Annotated in this window: 15 protein-coding genes and 1 pseudogene; 9 read left to right on the plus strand and 7 right to left on the minus strand. The window is 71.1% G+C overall.

The features are described from left to right. Positions 1–104: 104 nt before the first annotated feature. Complete coding sequence (locus AB0F52_RS20265) at positions 105–1631, plus strand: hypothetical protein (RefSeq protein WP_360172858.1); 1527 nt, start codon at positions 105–107, stop codon at positions 1629–1631. Beyond that, positions 1597–2274 carry a hypothetical protein gene (locus AB0F52_RS20270; RefSeq protein ID WP_360172861.1) on the plus strand — a complete coding sequence of 226 codons (678 nt, stop codon included), beginning with the start codon at positions 1597–1599 and terminating at the stop codon, positions 2272–2274. The genes AB0F52_RS20265 and AB0F52_RS20270 overlap by 35 nt, the downstream gene beginning before the upstream one ends. Here AB0F52_RS20270 and AB0F52_RS20275 read toward each other — a convergent pair. Continuing rightward, complete coding sequence (locus AB0F52_RS20275; RefSeq protein WP_360172869.1) at positions 2271–3944, minus strand: AMP-binding protein; 1674 nt, start codon at positions 3942–3944, stop codon at positions 2271–2273. The two genes, AB0F52_RS20270 and AB0F52_RS20275, sit on opposite strands and share 4 nt — an antisense overlap. A 106-nt stretch (positions 3945–4050) precedes the next feature. On the opposite strand from AB0F52_RS20275, the gene AB0F52_RS20280 reads away from it, so the two are divergent. Continuing rightward, complete coding sequence (locus tag AB0F52_RS20280; protein ID WP_360172872.1) at positions 4051–5208, plus strand: acyl-CoA dehydrogenase family protein; 1158 nt, start codon at positions 4051–4053, stop codon at positions 5206–5208. Between the two features lie 155 nt (positions 5209–5363). Here AB0F52_RS20280 and AB0F52_RS20285 read toward each other — a convergent pair whose 3' ends face one another. Then, the gene (locus AB0F52_RS20285) at positions 5364–6023 is read right to left on the minus strand and encodes a transcriptional regulator (RefSeq protein WP_360172875.1); all 660 of its coding nucleotides are present in this window, start codon (positions 6021–6023) and stop codon (positions 5364–5366) included. A gap of 61 nt (positions 6024–6084) precedes the next feature. Further along, positions 6085–6222 (minus strand): annotated as a pseudogene (locus AB0F52_RS20290) (transcriptional regulator); the annotation flags it as partial. Between the two features lie 145 nt (positions 6223–6367). On the opposite strand from AB0F52_RS20290, the gene AB0F52_RS20295 reads away from it, so the two are divergent. The 3 genes from AB0F52_RS20295 to AB0F52_RS20305 all read left to right on the plus strand — a co-directional run bounded on the left by AB0F52_RS20295 (position 6368) and on the right by AB0F52_RS20305 (position 8810). Continuing rightward, positions 6368–7282 carry an alpha/beta hydrolase gene (locus AB0F52_RS20295; protein WP_360172878.1) on the plus strand — a complete coding sequence of 305 codons (915 nt, stop codon included), beginning with the start codon at positions 6368–6370 and terminating at the stop codon, positions 7280–7282. A gap of 104 nt (positions 7283–7386) precedes the next feature. Continuing rightward, positions 7387–8316, plus strand: coding sequence for an alpha/beta fold hydrolase (locus AB0F52_RS20300; RefSeq protein WP_360172881.1), 930 nt, complete (start codon positions 7387–7389; stop codon positions 8314–8316). A gap of 68 nt (positions 8317–8384) precedes the next feature. Then, positions 8385–8810 (plus strand): hypothetical protein, encoded by a 426-nt coding sequence (locus tag AB0F52_RS20305; protein ID WP_360172884.1) that lies wholly within the window; start codon positions 8385–8387, stop codon positions 8808–8810. Here the strand turns inward: AB0F52_RS20305 and AB0F52_RS20310 are convergent. Further along, positions 8807–9208 (minus strand): hypothetical protein, encoded by a 402-nt coding sequence (locus tag AB0F52_RS20310; protein ID WP_360172887.1) that lies wholly within the window; start codon positions 9206–9208, stop codon positions 8807–8809. The two genes, AB0F52_RS20305 and AB0F52_RS20310, sit on opposite strands and share 4 nt — an antisense overlap. 166 nt (positions 9209–9374) lie before the next feature. Here AB0F52_RS20310 and AB0F52_RS20315 point away from each other — a divergent pair, with 166 nt between their 5' ends. Next, a complete protein-coding gene (locus tag AB0F52_RS20315) occupies positions 9375–10190 on the plus strand; it encodes a DUF1206 domain-containing protein (RefSeq protein ID WP_360172890.1) in 816 nt (271 codons plus the stop codon). Positions 10191–10304: 114 nt separating this feature from the next. Beyond that, on the plus strand, positions 10305–10745 hold the full coding sequence (locus AB0F52_RS20320; RefSeq protein ID WP_360172893.1) for a DoxX family protein: 441 nt from the start codon (positions 10305–10307) through the stop codon (positions 10743–10745). A 49-nt stretch (positions 10746–10794) separates the two neighbouring features. On the opposite strand, the gene AB0F52_RS20325 is transcribed toward AB0F52_RS20320, so the two are convergent. Beyond that, positions 10795–11499, minus strand: a complete 705-nt coding sequence (locus AB0F52_RS20325) for a TIGR03089 family protein (RefSeq protein ID WP_360172896.1) — start codon at positions 11497–11499, stop codon at positions 10795–10797. A gap of 108 nt (positions 11500–11607) precedes the next feature. Between AB0F52_RS20325 and AB0F52_RS20330 the strand changes: the two genes are divergently transcribed. Next, a complete protein-coding gene (locus AB0F52_RS20330) occupies positions 11608–12444 on the plus strand; it encodes an NAD(P)H-binding protein (RefSeq protein ID WP_360172899.1) in 837 nt (278 codons plus the stop codon). Here AB0F52_RS20330 and AB0F52_RS20335 read toward each other — a convergent pair. Both AB0F52_RS20335 and AB0F52_RS20340 read right to left on the minus strand, forming a co-directional pair. Further along, the gene (locus AB0F52_RS20335) at positions 12437–13813 is read right to left on the minus strand and encodes an LCP family protein (RefSeq protein ID WP_360172902.1); all 1377 of its coding nucleotides are present in this window, start codon (positions 13811–13813) and stop codon (positions 12437–12439) included. The two genes, AB0F52_RS20330 and AB0F52_RS20335, sit on opposite strands and share 8 nt — an antisense overlap. A 37-nt stretch (positions 13814–13850) precedes the next feature. Continuing rightward, positions 13851–15389: an LCP family protein gene (locus AB0F52_RS20340; protein WP_360172905.1), complete on the minus strand. Its 1539-nt coding sequence runs from the start codon at positions 15387–15389 to the stop codon at positions 13851–13853. Between the last annotated feature and the right edge of the window lie 31 nt (positions 15390–15420).

Consider the following 15420-nt stretch of genomic DNA (forward strand, 5'->3'; position numbering starts at 1 on the left):
GTCCGTTCGAGACGTCCAGTCCGGATTCGCCTCCGGCGCCCGGAAGAACCCGCTAAGGTCCTGCCTCGGTTTCCAGAGTCTTCGGGTTCTTCGAGGGGCGAGAAATGGCGGATTCCCGGCCGGACGACGGCGTCGCGGTGCCCTGGCTCGCCGGGGTGGTCCTGGCGGGCATCGGCGCGGGGCTGGCCGTAGTCGCGCTGACGTTCCCCTGGATTTCGGTCCGGACCGCTCCGCGGGCGTCGTCGTTCACGCTGACGGTGACGAGCGTCGAGCGGCAGGGCCCGACGTTCGCGGTGCTCCTGGTGCTCGCCGCGGTGGGCGCGGTGATCGCCTTCGCGGCGGCGCGCAGGCGGGTCGGGATCCGGTGGCTGCTGGTGGTGGTGTGCGCGCCGGTGCCGGCCTTGACGGCGCTGTTCGTCGGATTGCGGGCCAATGCGGCCGACCTGGGCTCGAGGCTGCCGTCCGCAGGGCTGGACCCGGAGGGGGCCCGGCCGGACCTCCTGGTGACACCGGCCCAGGGCCTGGTGTTCTACACGACGGGCCTGTTGTTCCTCGGCTTGGGCGTGGCCATCGCGGGCGTCCGGGCGGCCACGCGCATCCAGCTGGCGGCGGCCCCCGGCCCGGCACCGGCGCGCCGAACCCCAGCCCTGCGCCTGACGGCGCTGGTCCTCGCGGTCCCGCTCGTGGTGCTGTCCCAGGCATTGCCGTGGTTCGAGATCGACACCACGGAGGGCGACCTCCCGGCGGTCGTCACCGGCTGGCCCGCGATTTATCGAGCGGGGCTGATCGCCACGCTGGTGTTGCTGGTGGCAACAGCGCTGACCACGGGCTGGCGCCGAGCCACGCTGCGCACAACGGCCCTGTACGTGTGCGGCGGCTTGTACGGCGTGCTGTTGATCAATGCGTGGTTGCTGTGGGACCCGAGCGGCATCGCGGACCGGATCAGCGCCCAGCGCGACGAGCTGGCGCTGGGCGTGGGCTACTTCGCGGCACTGGCGGCGGTACCGCTGCTGGCGGTGGTGGTGGGATCGCGCGTGACGGAGGAACCGGACACCGAGCCGGCGCCCTTGGAGCCCGGTGAGGAGCTGGCGGCCGAGGGGCAGGCCGGGCTGGATTCGCGGGCGGAGCTGGAGCCGGTGGCGCAGCCGAAGCCGGGCGTGGAGCCGGCGGCCGAGCCGCAGGCTGGGCGGGTGTCGGGCGCGGGACCGGCGGCCGAGCCCCAGGCTGGGCCGGTGCCTAGCGCGGGACCGGCGATCGAGGCGCAGGCTGTGCCGGAGCCGGGCGCGAAGCCGGAAGCGCGGGCCGGGGTGGCGGCTTCGCCAGTGCCGGCGCGAAGCCCGCGGAGCCCGAGCGCAACCCCGAGCCACAGGCCGATTCCCGGGCCGCGGCCGGCGCACGGCCGGCACAGGAAGGCGCCGAGGCGTGAACCGGAAGCGGAAACCGGTCGTCGCCGGGCGGGCGACCTCGCTTCGGCCCGCTCCGCGGCCGAACCGGGGACTCGGCTGGTGGCGGGGGCTCGGCCGGGCGCCGAAATGGCTTCTTGCCACCGTTACTCCGCTCGTGCTGGCCGTTGCCGTGCCCGGGGTTGCTCCGCTGGTGGCCGATCGGGCTCGGGATCTCTTCTCCGATGAGGTCCTTTCCGCTCGCGGGGAGAGCTACCCGGAGCTGGTCGCCGGGCAGTACTGGGCCACCGACGCCGTGCTCGGGCGGACCGCGTCGAGCGGGGTTCTCGATGAGGTGCGGCAGCACACCCATGCCCAGCTGGGGACCTCCGGACAGCAGGTGACCCTGGAAAGCCACCGCTCCGGGCGGATCGACCTCGAGACCATCACCGCCGTCGTCGAGGAGCGGAATAAGCCGCTGGGCGGGACAGCCTTCGTCGCCGATCCTCAAGGCAGCGAGGAGACCGCCCTCGTCGAGTTCCGGCTCGATTCCGGAGCCGGCACCGAAATTCCCGCCCTGGTTCCGGGGGACGGCGCCGGTGCGCGGCCCTACCTCTCCGACGGCAAGATCCGGTTCGTCGAACAGGGCAAGCCGGAGCACCTGGTGATCCGCGCGAAGACCGAACAGTGCTTCTGCCTCTGGCGCGTCCGCATCGAATACTCCTACCGCGGCGGCAAGCACACCCTCGTCGTGCCGCCCGCCGGGCAACCCGCCTTCGCGACCACCGCGTGGGGACCGCACAAAGTCGAGTACAACATACGCATCGAAGGCGCTCAGCGGTACGACTGCGTGGCCCAGCCCGAGACCTGCCGGTTCAAGCCCACCTCCTAGCCGAGCTCACCGATCAGCTGCTGCCGCAGCTCGCGCTTCAGCACCTTCCCCGCCGCGGACACCGGGATCTGCTCGACCACGTGTACCTCCCGCAGCCGCTTGTAGGGCAGCACCTTCTCGTTGACCGCCGCCATCAGGCCGTCGGCGTCCAGCGACCCGCGCGGCACCACGAACGCCACCGGCAGCTCGCCGACCTCGGGGTCGGGGCGGCCGACCACCGCGGCCGCCGCGACGCCCGGCATCGTGATGAGCAGCTCCTCGAGCTCGCGCGGGAAGACGTTGTAACCCTTGTACAGCAGCATGTCCTTCTTGCGGTCCACAATAGACAGATAACCGTCCGGGTCGAGGATGCCGATGTCGCCGGTGTGCAGCCAGCCGTCCACCAAGGCTGCCGCCGTCTCCTCGGGGCGGTTGCGGTAGCCGAGCATGATCTGCGGCCCGCGCAGGCAAACCTCGCCCCGCTCACCCGGCGGCAGCGGGTCCTCGCCGCCCTCGGCCGGGACGATCTTGACCTCCGTGTCGAAGATCGGCAGGCCCACCGAGCCGACCTTGCGCGTGCCCGACCGGTACGTCGGCGAGATCACCGCGCCCATCGTCGCCTCGGTGAGGCCGTAGCCCTCGGTGACCACCACGTCGGGGAAGCGCGTGCGCAGCGCGTTGATCATCGCGTGGTTCATCGGCGCCGCACCCGAACCGATCGAGCGGACCGACGACAGGTCGGCGGTGTGGAACGACGGCGTCGCGAGCAGGGCCGCGAACAGCGCCGGCGCGCCGCCGATGCCGGTGATGCGGAGCCGCTCGGCGTCGGCGACGTACGCCGCCGGGTCGAAGCGCGTGTGCAGGACCATCGACGTCCCGGCGAGCACCGCCGCGTTGAGGCCGCCGATGATGCCCATCGCGTGGAACCACGGCGTCAGGTTGATCGCGACGCCGGTGCCCAGCCGCGACGGCCACTCGTCCTCGCTGCCGATCTGGTCGATCGTGACGTCGCCGCGCTCGTCGAGCGCCGGGACCGAGCCGGTGCCCCAGCAGGCGTGCTGCAGCGTGTTGACCACGACGTTGCGGTGCGACAGCCGCACGCCCTTGGACCGGCCGGTGGTGCCACCCGTGTAGGCGAGGTGGGCGAGGTCCTCGTGGACGTCGAGCTCCACGGACGGGGGAATCTCCGGCTGCGAAGCGTGGAACGCCTCGAATTCGACGGTGTTCTCCGGCAGGTCGGCGACCGGCTGGACGACGACGGTGAACCGCGCCGGGATCCGGTCGGCGACGCTCGCCAGCGCGCCGGCGACCGGGCCGAACGTCACCACCGCGGCGGCCTCGCAGTCGGTGAGCTGGAAGGCGAGGTCGTCCGGTGGGAGCAGCGGGTTCGCCGGGCTGAAGGTGGCCCCGGCCAGCAGCGTGCCGTAGTAGGCGACCGGGAAGGCCAGGCAGTTCGGCAGGTGAAGGGCCACGACGTCGCCGCGGCCGATGCCGCGTTCGCGCAGGGCGTTGGCGAACCGGCAGGCGGCTCGGTGGGTCTCGGCGAAGGTGAGACTGCCGCCGTCGTGGGCGAAGGCGGTCCGGTCGCCCCAGCGCGCGGCACCGGCCGCCAGGATCGATCCGACGGGGACTTCGGGGTAGTCGAGGGTGGTGGGCAGACCGGGCGGCGTCGTCGGCGCGGTGATCGGCATCACCCGACCATACGAATTCTGCGGTCAACGCCACAAGGACGACGCAGGTGAACGAGCGCTAACATCGACGGAACCCCTCCCGACGTTGCAGAGAAGGTGACCGGAAGTGACCGACGGCCTGTACCAGCTTGCCGAGGAGCACGAGGAGCTGCGGGCCGCGGTCCGGGCCCTGGCCGAGAAGGAGATCGCGCCGTACGCGGCGGAGGTCGACGAGAACGAGCGGTACCCGATCGAGGCGTACAACGCGCTGGTCAAGTCGGGGTTCAACGCCGTGCACATCGGTGAGGAGTACGACGGCCAGGGTGCCGACGCCGTCGGCGCCTGCATCGTGATCGAAGAGGTGGCGCGGGTCGACGCGTCCGCGTCGCTGATCCCGGCGGTCAACAAGCTGGGGACGCAGCCGATCATCCTGTCGGCTTCGGAGGAGCTGAAGAAGCTGGTGCTGCCCTCGATCGCGTCGGGGGAGGCGTCGGCTTCGTACGCGCTCTCGGAGCGCGAGGCCGGGTCGGACACGGCGTCGATGCGGGCACGGGCCCGGCTCGACGGCGACCACTGGGTGCTGAACGGGACCAAGTGCTGGATCACCAATGCGGGTGAATCGTCCTGGTACACCGTGATGGCTGTCACCGATCCGGATGCCGAAAAGAAGGCCAACGGGATTTCCGCGTTCGTCGTGCACAAGGACGACCCCGGGTTCTCGGTGGGGCCGAAGGAGAAGAAGCTCGGGATCAAGGGCTCGCCCACCCGGGAGATCTACTTCGAGAACTGCACCATTCCGGAGGACCGGATCATCGGTGAGCCCGGGACCGGCCTCAAGACGGCGCTGCGGACGCTTGACCACACCCGGCCCACCATTGGTGCTCAGGCGCTGGGTATCGCTCAGGGGGCGCTCGATGCCGCTATTGCTTATGTGAAGGACCGCAAGCAGTTCGGCAAGTCGATCGCCGAGTTCCAGGGTGTGCAGTTCATGCTCGCCGAGATGGGAACGAAGATCGAAGCGGCTCGGCATCTGGTCTACGCCTCGGCTGCGGCTTCGGAGCGGGGGGACAAGCGGGCCGGGTTCATGGCTTCCGCTGCCAAGACCTATGCGTCCGATATCGCCATGGAAGTGACCACGGATGCCGTTCAGCTCTTCGGTGGGGCTGGGTATACGCGGGACTTCCCGGTTGAGCGGATGATGCGGGATGCCAAGATCACGCAGATCTACGAGGGGACCAACCAGATTCAGAAGGTGGTCATGGCTCGGGCTTTGCTGAAGGGCTGATTCTCTTCTCGTCCGCCACCCCGAAGCCTGAATTGTGACTACGGCCGGCAGCATCTTGTCAAGGCGGGAAAGCGTGCCTTGACAAGATGCTGCCGGCCGTGTTTGGGCTTCGGATCGGGGTTGCGGGGGTCTGGATGGCGTTTTGTCGCCTTTGTTTATTGCGTTCTGTTCGTGGTTTTGTCTTCCGCGGCCCATGCCGTGAGGATCAGCAAGGCGTCGTGGGACGGGGTGCCCTGCTCTGCCGTCAGGACCATCAAGCGCTGGCCTTCGCCGTCCGGGCTGGCCCACGTGTCGCAGTCCAAGGTCAGCTTGCCCACCAGGGGATGGCTGTAGTGCTTGGTTCCGTACGTTGCCGTGTTGACGTGATGCTCCGCCCACCACCTGCGGAAGTCCGGGTCCTGGACCGATAGGTCGCCTACCAGTCCTGACAGGTCGGGGTCGGCCGCGTCGGCCGCCGCTTCCATGCGGAGGGCCGCTACCGCTTCGCGGGCGTCGTGCTGCCAGTTCTCGTGCAGCTCTCGAATCGCCGGGTTCGTGAACAGCAAGCGCAGGTAGTTGCGCCGGTCCGCGGGGATGCTCTCGAAGTCCGTGAAAAGGGCCGTTGCCGCCGGGTTCCAGGCCAGGATGTCCAGGCGCTTGCCGAGGACCAGCGCCGGGGTGGCGGTGAGCTGGGCGAGCAGCCTGCGCATCGCCGGACGTACGCGCTGCGCGGGACGGCGCCGGCGGGGGAGGGCGTCGGCCCGGCCGGCCAGCTCGTAGAGGTAGCGCTGCTGGTCGTCGTCCAGGCGCAGGGCCCGGGCCAAGGTGATCAGCACCGGCGCGGACGCGGCCCTGCTCCAGGCGGGTGTAGTAGTCCACACTGATCGCCGCGAGCCGGGCGACCTCTTCGCGGCGCAGGCCCGTCACCCTGCGGGCCGTTTCCGGCTCGGGCAAGCCGCAGTCCTGCGGGGTCAGCTGGGACCGGCGGGCCTTGAGGAACGCTCCCAGCGCCCGCGGATCGGAGTCCGGCGTCATGGTCTCCAGTGTCGGTCACGGGCGCCGGTGCGGGACGCGTGAAGGGGGGCAAGTTCTTTCCCGGGCAGAAACCTGTCTCTCCCGCCCGGGCCGAATCCGCCGGAATGTGGTGGGGCACCAGCAGCACCGTCTCGAGGAGAGCCCCATGGTCACCACCACCGTCCGGTTCGACAGCACCGGCATCCCGCTCGCCGCCCACCTCCACACCCCGGACACCCCCGCTTCCGGGCCGCGGCCGGCGCTGGTCGTCGGGCACCCCGGCACCGGCGTCAAGGAGCAGACCGCCGGGACCTACGCCCGGCTGATGGCCGAACGCGGCTTCGTCACCCTCGCCTTCGACGCCGCTTACCAGGGCGAGTCCGGCGGCCTGCCCCGCGGGCTGGAAGACCCCGCCCAGCGCGTGGAGGACTTCAAGGCCGCCGTCTCCTTCCTCACCACCCGCGAGGAGGTCGACGCCGATCGCGTCGGCCTGCTCGGCATCTGTGCCTCCGGCGGCTATTCGCTCGCGGCCACCGGAGGTGACCACCGCGTCAAGGCCGTTGCCACCGTCTCCGGGGTCGATGTGGCCCGGCAGTTCCGCTGTGGCGCCGACGGGACCCAGGACCCGGCCGTCTTCCAGGGGCTGCTCGGGCTCGCCGCCCAGGCCCGGACCGCCGCCGCGCGCGGGGAGGACCCCGGTGTGCTGACCATGTTCCCCGAGACCGCCGCGGAGGCCGGTGCGCTCGGCGGGCAGCACGGCGTCGAGGGCTTCGAGTACTACTGCACCCCGCGGGGCGAGCGCGACCGCTCCGCGAAGTTCCTCGCCTGGCCGAGCGTCGACAAGCTGGCCTCGTTCGACGCCTTCCACGCCGTCCCGCTCATCGCGCCGCGCCCACTGCTCCAGATCGCCGGCACCCGCGCCGTCACCTCCTGGATGGCCGTCGAGGTCCACCAGCGCGCCACCGGTCCCAAGGAGCTCCACTGGGTCGAGGGCGCCAGCCACGTCGACCTCTACGACAAGAAGGAGCACATCGACCCCACCGTCGAGAAGCTCGCCGCCTACTTCGGCGCGGCGCTCTGACGGTCGAAGGAAATTCACTCACCAGGGGGAGGTCCGAACAAGTTACTCGCGCGTTAAACCCTCGGTGACGCGGGTCACCATCGGTTCACAGAGAGGTGAAGCGGATGGGCGCAACGACGCGCAGGTGGCTCACGGCCGCCACGGCCGCGGTGGTGGCACTCGTACTGGGGGCGGGGACCGGCCAAGCGGCGGAACGAGAACCCACCGGGCCCGTCCAGCCCACCATCCTCACCGCCGCGCTGTACTCGCTCGGGGCGCCCACCATCGCCCCTCCCGGGGCCAATGACTGGAACTGCAAGCCCTCCGAACGGCACCCGAACCCCGTCCTGCTCTCCAACGGGACCACCGCCAACGCCTACGAGAACTGGGCCAACCTCTCGAAGAAGCTCGCCGACGCCGGGTACTGCGTCTTCGCCGGGAACTTCGGCGGGGCACCCGGGAGCTTCCTGCAGACCGTCGGGCCGATCGCCGGCACCGCGAAAGCGCTTGCCGCCTTCGGGGACAAGATCCTGGCGCGGACCGGTGCGAGCAAGCTCGACGTCGTCGGGCACTCGCAGGGCGGGATGAACGTCCGGTACTGGATCAAGTACCTCGGGGGCGCGGACAAGATCAGCCGGCTCGTCGGGCTGTCGCCGTCCAACCACGGGACCGATCTCTTCGGGCTGCTGAGCACCCTCGAACTGATCCCCGGTGTCCCGGCCGCGCTCGGGACCGTCTGCCAGGCCTGCAACGAGCAGGCCGTCGGCTCGGACTTCCTCACCGACCTCAACGCCGGCGGGGAAACCGCGCCCGGTATCCAGTACACCGTCATCCAGACCCGCTACGACGACGTCGTGACGCCGTATACCAGAGCCTTCCTCGAGGCCGCTTCCAACGTGAAGAACATCCAGCTCCAGAACGTCTGCGGGCTCGACTTCACCGACCACCTCGGCATCACCTACGACCCCGTCGCCCAGGGACTGGTGCTCAACGCGCTCGATCCGGCGCACGCGAAGACGCCGCCCTGCGTGTTCGTGCCGCCCGTCATCGGCTGAGTTTCGCCACATGAGACATAACCCACCGCCGGGGCGGATTTCCGCTCCGGCGGTGTCACTCTCGAAGCATGTATTGGCCGGTTCCGGCGTCCTGGACGCCCCACGACGAAGCCGAGCTGGTCGCCGGCTGGCGGCTGTGGCTCGAGCTGTCCGATCGCGCCTGGCCGACCGCCGCCTGGGACGGGACCCCGGCCGGCGCCGTCCGCCAGCTGCGTGACCTGCTCGCCGCGTGCGACGAGATCGAGACCGCCTACCGGGCGGCCGCCGATCCGCCGTCGTCCGGGTTCCTCAGCCTGACGCAGGGGCTCGCCGTCACGGCGGGCTCGGCCATCTCGCTGTGGTTCGACGACTTCGATCAGCTCGACGGCGAGCGCGCGACGCTGCTGCACGAAGATCTCGCGCGCTTCGCCGAGCAGGCGGAACAGGTGCTGACGCTGCTCGCGGTCAACGGCGGCTGGGCCGGCCTCGACGAGGTGCGGCGCCGCCCCGCCTAAGGCCCGGTCAGCGTCGGATCGGTGCTGTTCCCTTCGCCGGGCAGGAACCGCAGGCCGCCGAGGACATCGTCCAGCGGGCGGTCCAAGGTCAGCTCCGGGCCCGGTCCGATCGTCCAGCCGAGTTCGACGACGGTGTCGACCTCCTCCCGGTCCTCGACCAGGTGCGTGACGTCCCGGCCCTCGACCGACCACTCGCCGCCGACGGTCAGGTGCAGCCGGGCGACCAGCACACCCGGCGCCGGGAGGTGCCAGCCGAACCGGTGGACGACGAACTTCGTGCTCCAGCTCGCCCAGTACATCCAGCCCGAACCGTCGGCGCGGAAGCCCAGGTCGGTGTACTCGGGTGCGCCCGGGTAGACCTCCTGGTCCGACCAGTACCCGATCAACCGCGTGTCCACCGCGGGATCGTCCCACCGCGGCGGTGATCCGCGCTGCCCGCAGGAGTCCACATGCGACGGCCGGTAGCCGGACGGTCGCGGATCCGGCCCCACTCGTCCCAACGCCGCAACGACGTTGCCCCACTCGGCCCAGCCGATCATGAAGCCGGCTGGGTACTCAGAAGGCATGAACCGGACAGAGGCCACCGCCGAACGCGGCGAGAAGAGCAACACCGCACAACTGCTCGGCCGGGCCGGCATGGCCTGCTACGGCGTCGTACACCTCGTCCTCGCCTACCTCGCCCTGCAAGTCGCCTTCGGCAGCAGTGAGCAGGCCGACCAGAAGGGCGCGCTCGAGCAGATCGGCTCGACGGCGTTCGGGCAGATCCTGCTCTGGGTCGTCGCCATCGGGCTGGTCCTCTTCGGGCTGTGGCAGTTCCTGATGGCCGCCACCGGCTACGAGTGGGTCAGCGGCGGGAAGCGGACGCGCAAGCGGATCGGTGCCGCCGCCCGCGGCGTCGTCGTCCTCGTGCTGGGCTTCACCGCCTTCCGGCTCGCCACCGGCAGCAGCAGCGGGGGGTCGAGCAGCCAGAAGCAGCAGGAGTTCACCGGCAAGCTGCTGTCGCTGCCGGCCGGGCCCGCCCTGGTGGTCCTCGTCGCGGTGGCTGTCCTCGGGGTGGCGATCGCCGCCGGGATCAAGGGCGCGAAGCAGAAGTTCCTCCAAGACCTCAACACGACCGAACTGCCGGCCAAGTCGCGCCGCTGGGTCGGCTGGCTGGGCACCACCGGCTACCTCGCCAAGGGTGTCGTCCTCGCCGTCGTCGCGATCCTGCTGGCCATCGCCGGGTTCAACGCCGACGCGCACAAGGCGGGCGGCCTGGACGCCGCACTCAAGACGCTCGCCGCCCAGCCCTTCGGCACCGTGCTGCTGACCGTGGTGGCCCTGGGGCTCGCCGCGTTCGGGGCCTACTGCTTCCCGGCCGCTTGGGCGCACAAGCGCTGAGGCGGTGCCTGTCGGTTTCCTGTCGATCACCGTCCGGAGCTTCGGATCCAGGTGCTCGGTGCCCTACTTTGGGTCGGGTCAGTTGAATATTCACCTACCCGGGAGCTGAAACCGATGTTCGGACGATTCAAGGACGTGGCCCTGTTGCTGGGGAGGATCGGCGTCGCGGTCGTCTTCCTCGCGCACGGGCTCCAGAAGTGGAACAACGGCATCGACGGCACGGCGAAGTTCTTCGAGATGTCGGGGATCCCGCTGCCCACGGCCGCCGCGGTCTTCGCGATGACCGTCGAGATCCTCGGCTCGGTCGCCTTCATCGTCGGCTTCCTGCTGCCGCTCGTCGGCATCGGCTACGTCGTCATCTCGGTCGGCGCGCTGCTGTCGGTGCACATCGACAACGGCCTGACCGGCCAGGGCGGTTACGAGCTGGTCCTGGTGCTGGCGCTCGCCGGGCTCGCGCTCGGCTTCAACGGTGGCCGGCTCTCGCTCGACCACCTGCTGTGGGGCCGCAAGCGTGCCCGCCGCGACGCCGAGGTCGGCGAACTGCAGAACGCCTGAACCCGGAAAAGCGTGAAGGCCACCTCGCCCGAGGTGGCCTTCACGCTTTTCACGCCGGGAGGTCCGCAGTGGTGCGTTCGGCGTCACGGCGGGAGGCGAGTTTCGCCGGGTCCGCGTTGCTGATGTGGACCAGGTGGGCGCCCGCGGCCAGGGGGACGAGCAGGCCGTCGAGGATGCCCTCCGGGCCGCTCCAGTCCCGGGTCGACAGCACCCGGTCGGCCGCGGTGAGGCCGAGTTTCGCGGCGCGGGCTTTGGCTTCGGCCAGCACCTCGTCCACAGTGGACTCGAAGAGCGCGGACGTGGTGCCCGGGATCGGGAAGAGCGGGCGGTACTGGTCGCCCGCCAGCCGTGACTCGGTCAGGTAGTCGAACGCGCCGCCGCCCGGCGGCTCGGCGAGGCCGCGGCCCATCGGGTCCAGCGTCACGACGGCGGTGGCCGCCGCGCCGGTCGGTTCCGGGTCGTCCGGCCCGACGAACGCCACCCGCGCGCCGGCGCCCTCGGACACGACGCGCGCCCCGCACCACCACGCCCCGAGCAGCACGCCGACGGTCTGCCAGTGCGCCGGGAGCTGCACCGCCACGGCGTCGCCCGGCTCGACGTCGAACTCCTCGGTCAGCCAGTTGGCCGTCTTCGCCGCCCAGTTGGCGGTGGTCGCCACGGACAGCTCGACGCGGCTGCCCAGCTGGTCGTCGTAGTGGGTGATCAACGGTTGGGCGGCCGGCAGCGGGCGCAGCAGCTCGTCGGTCAGGCTCATGGGGACAAGGCTAAAGCGCGGACCGCGCGCGGCGCCGGTTGACACCGGATGATCGACCTCAGTACATTTGCTTTGAAAGCAAAGTTATCTCGGAAGCTGGGGAGCATCATGACCATTCTCGTCACCGGGGCCACCGGACACGTCGGGCGCGCGGTGGTCGACGCGCTCGTCGCCGCAGGTCAGGACGTCCGCGCGTCGAGCCGGGACGCCGCGAAGCTCGACGTGCCGGACGGCGTCGCGAAGGTGAGCGCGGACCTGGAGGACGCCTCGACGCTGGAGCCCGCGCTCGACGGCGTCTCCGCGGCCTTCCTGTACACGCGGCCGCAAGGGATCGAAGGGTTCGTGAAGGCGGCCGAAGCGGCCGGCGTGCGGCACGTCGTGCTGCTGTCGTCGGCCGCGACGCTCGAACCGGACGCCGCGCAGAGCCGGATCGCGGGCCTGCACCGCGCGGTCGAGCAGGCCTTGGCCGCGGGGTCGTTCGCTTCCACGGCGCTGAACCCGGGCTCCTTCGCGACGAACACGCTGGCCTGGCGCGCGGACATCGCGGAAGGCGTGGTCCGCACGGCGTACCCGGACTCGCGGGTCGGGGCGATCCACGAGCGGGACATCGCCGACGTCGCGGCCCGGATCCTGATCGACGGCTCCCACGACGGGAAGTCGCTCGCGCTGACGGGCCCGGAGCCGATCTCGTTCCGCGAGCAGGCCGCGGTGCTCGCGGACGTCCTCGGCCGGCCGTTGCCAGTCGAAGAACTGACCAAGGACCAGACGATCGAGCGCATGCTCGCGCTGGGCTGGCCGGCGGAGGTGCCGGTGTCGGTCCTCGGGGCCTGGGAGCGGACGTTGCGGGAGCCGTCGCTGGTGACGGACGTGGTCCGCGAGGTGACCGGCCACGCGCCGCGGACGTTCCGCCAGTGGGCGGAGGAGCACCGCGCCGACTTCAGTTGACGCAGGGAACTCCGGGCGAGTCCCGGAGCAGCGGCGCCGCGGCGGGGGCGGCGCCGCTGCCCGCGCCGCCGCCGGTCGTGGCGGTGGGGACCACGGCCGAGCCGTCGCCTGAGTTGCCGCCGGGTGCCTGGGCGGCGGCCGGGGCCGGGCGGCCCGCCAGGCCGGCCACGAACTCGCGGACCGCCTTCAGGTCGATCTGGACGATGCTCTGCCCGTCTTGGCTCCGGCCGTTCGCCGTGACCACCGGGATCGTCGCGAACGTCAGCTCACCCGAGGCGATCCCCCTGGCCTGCTGCGCGAACTGCAGCAGGTCGAGGCCCGGGTCCAGGGTCAGCGAGCGGTGCACCGCGTCCATCAGGTCGTTCAGCGTGCCCGGGCTGGTCAGGGTGCCCGCCGAAAGCAGCTGGTGCAGGGCCGACGACAGGAACGCCTGCTGCCGCACGATCCGGTCCAGGTCGCCGCGCGGCAGGTTCTTCCGCTGCCGGACGAACGACAGCGCCTCGCCACCCGAGACCGTCTGCTGGCCGCGGCGGAAGTTCGCGCCCGAATCCTTGTCCTCGGTCGCGTGGTTCAAGCACACCTTGACGCCGCCGAGCGCCTCGGTCAGCAGGTAGAAGCCCAGCAGGTTGATCTCCGCGTAGTGGTCGATCCGCACCTGCGTCAGGTCCTGCACCGCCTGCACCAGTACCCGGCGACCCTCGGTGTCGGAGTCGCGCTCGATCTTCGCCTGGTCGCGCTCGCCCTGCCCGCGCAACGCCTGCGCGAAGTGCGCCTTCGCGATGCCGTACGCCGAGTTGATCTTCGCCTCGCCGCGGCCCGGGATGGCCGTCCACGTGTCGCGCGGGATCGAGACCGCCGACGGCTTGCCGCCGTTCTTCGGCACCCGCAGCAGGATCATCGTGTCCGTGTTCACCGCGCCGTCGTTGGCCTCGGTGCGCAGCTGCCGGAGCACCCGTGCCGGCAGCGCGTTGCCCTGTGCGTCCGTGCGCGCGTCGCTGCCGACGAGCAGGATGTCGTCCGCGCCGTCGTCCGCGGGCGGCGGCGCGGGCTCGCCGGCCCGCGGGGTGAGCGCGTCGGTCGTCGGGACCGTGCGCTGCAGCTGGTCCTTGGTGACGTAGACGTAGCCGCTGGCGCCGAGCGCGAGCAGCGACACCAGGCCGACCGCGACCCGGCGGCTCACCCGGCCCACGCGACGCATCCGCGACGGCGGCGCACCGGGAGCCTGCCGCGGAAACGGCGACGGCTTCTGTGCCGTCCGGGGCTTCGCCCCGAGCCGGGGGCTTCGCCACCCGGACTCCCGCGAACGGTGGTCGTCGCTGTCCGTCACCGGATCGGCCGTCGCCTCCGGTTCTTCCTGCTCGTCTGCCACGCCGGCCTACCTCCCCCGAACACCCTGCGTACCCAGTCTAGTTGACGCAGGGAACGTCGCCCGCCGTGATGGGCGGCGCGGCGGGGGTGGACGCCGCCGGCGCGGTGGCCGTCGGCTTGGCCGCCGTCGACGTCGGTGCGCCACCCGGGCCGGCGGCCGAGTTCCGGAGGTCCTTGCCCAGCAGCACGCGCACGTGCCCGGCCGGGACGTCCCGGTCCGGCTCGGCCTGCGCCGCGGTGCCCAGTGCCTGCTTGACCAGGCCCAGCGCGGTGTCGTCGGCCGGGTTGTACCGGACGACCGTGGTGTTGCGGACGGCCAGCCGCTGGTCGGCGGCGAGCGTGAAGCCCTTGCCCTGCAGCATCCCGTGCGTCTGGCCGGCCAGCGACGGCGCGCCCGAGCCGTCGAACAGCTCGACCGTGACGGCGTTCGCGCCGGGCAGATGCGCCGGCGTCTCGCCCGCCGGAGCGCTGCCGTCCGATGTCAGCCGCGCCACCTCCGCCGCCACCTGGGCCGGGTCGACGCGCAGCACGTCGGCGCCGCCGATGGTCGCGTTGCCCAGGGTGGGGATGGTGTGGAACTCGATGTTGCCGCCGGTCAGGCCGCGCATCTGCGCGGCGAACTCGGTCAGGTCCCAGCCCTGCGACAGCACGACGGACTTCTTCACCGCCGACACCAGGTCGGCGATCTTCACCGGGCTGGTCAGCACGTCGGTCGAGAGCACCTTGCGGGCCAGGCCGGAGAGGAACGCCTGCTGGCGGGCGATCCGGTCGAGGTCGTAGTTGGGCAGGCCGTAGCGCTGGCGGACGAAGGCGAGCGCCTGCACGCCTTCGATCGTCTGGCGGCCGCCCGGCAGGTCGACGCCGGACTTCGTTTCCTTGACCGGCCCCTTGAGGCAGACCTCGACGCCACCGATCGACTTGGTGATCTCGTAGAAGCTCGCCAGGTTGACCTCGGCGTAGCGGTCGATCATGCCCGGCTTGCCGATGAACTTCTCGAGCGTGGCGATGAGGTTCTTCCGCCCGGCGACCTTCGCCTGCTTGTCGGCTTCCTTGAGGTCGGTCATGCCCTGGCGCTGCAACGCCCGGTAAGTGTCCGTGTACGCGTAGACGAACGCGCTGTTGAGCTTGTGCTTGCCGAAGCCGCCGGCCAGTTCCACCCACGAGTCGCGGGGGAACGAGACCGCGATCGCGTGCTTCCCGTTCTGGGGGATGTGCACGAGGATCATGGTGTCGGTGTTCAGTTCGCCGTCGGAGACGCCGGCGTGCAGCATGTCCAGCACCTCGCCCGGCAGCGGGTTACCCTGCGCGTCGGTGCGGCTGTCCTGCCCGACCAGGAGGATGTCGACCGCGCCGTCGAGCGGCTTCGCGTGCGCCTCGGTGTCGGCGAAGACGTTCGTGGTGGTCAGGCCGGTGTTGGGGTCGCCGATGTACTGCCAGCCGTACCAGGTCAGGGCCAGAACGGCCACCGACAGCAGGGAAACCACGGCCTTGCCGCCGCGGCGGGCGACGAGGGCGGCACCACGGCCGGTGTGCTGCCCCCGGCGCGCCGGGATGGTCGGCGCAGCCTGTTCGGTCACGCGCTTCCTCCCCTGTGACCCCGTGCTTCCC

The sequence above is a fragment of the Amycolatopsis sp. NPDC024027 genome (assembly GCF_040638975.1).
Taxonomy (GTDB): domain Bacteria; phylum Actinomycetota; class Actinomycetes; order Mycobacteriales; family Pseudonocardiaceae; genus Amycolatopsis.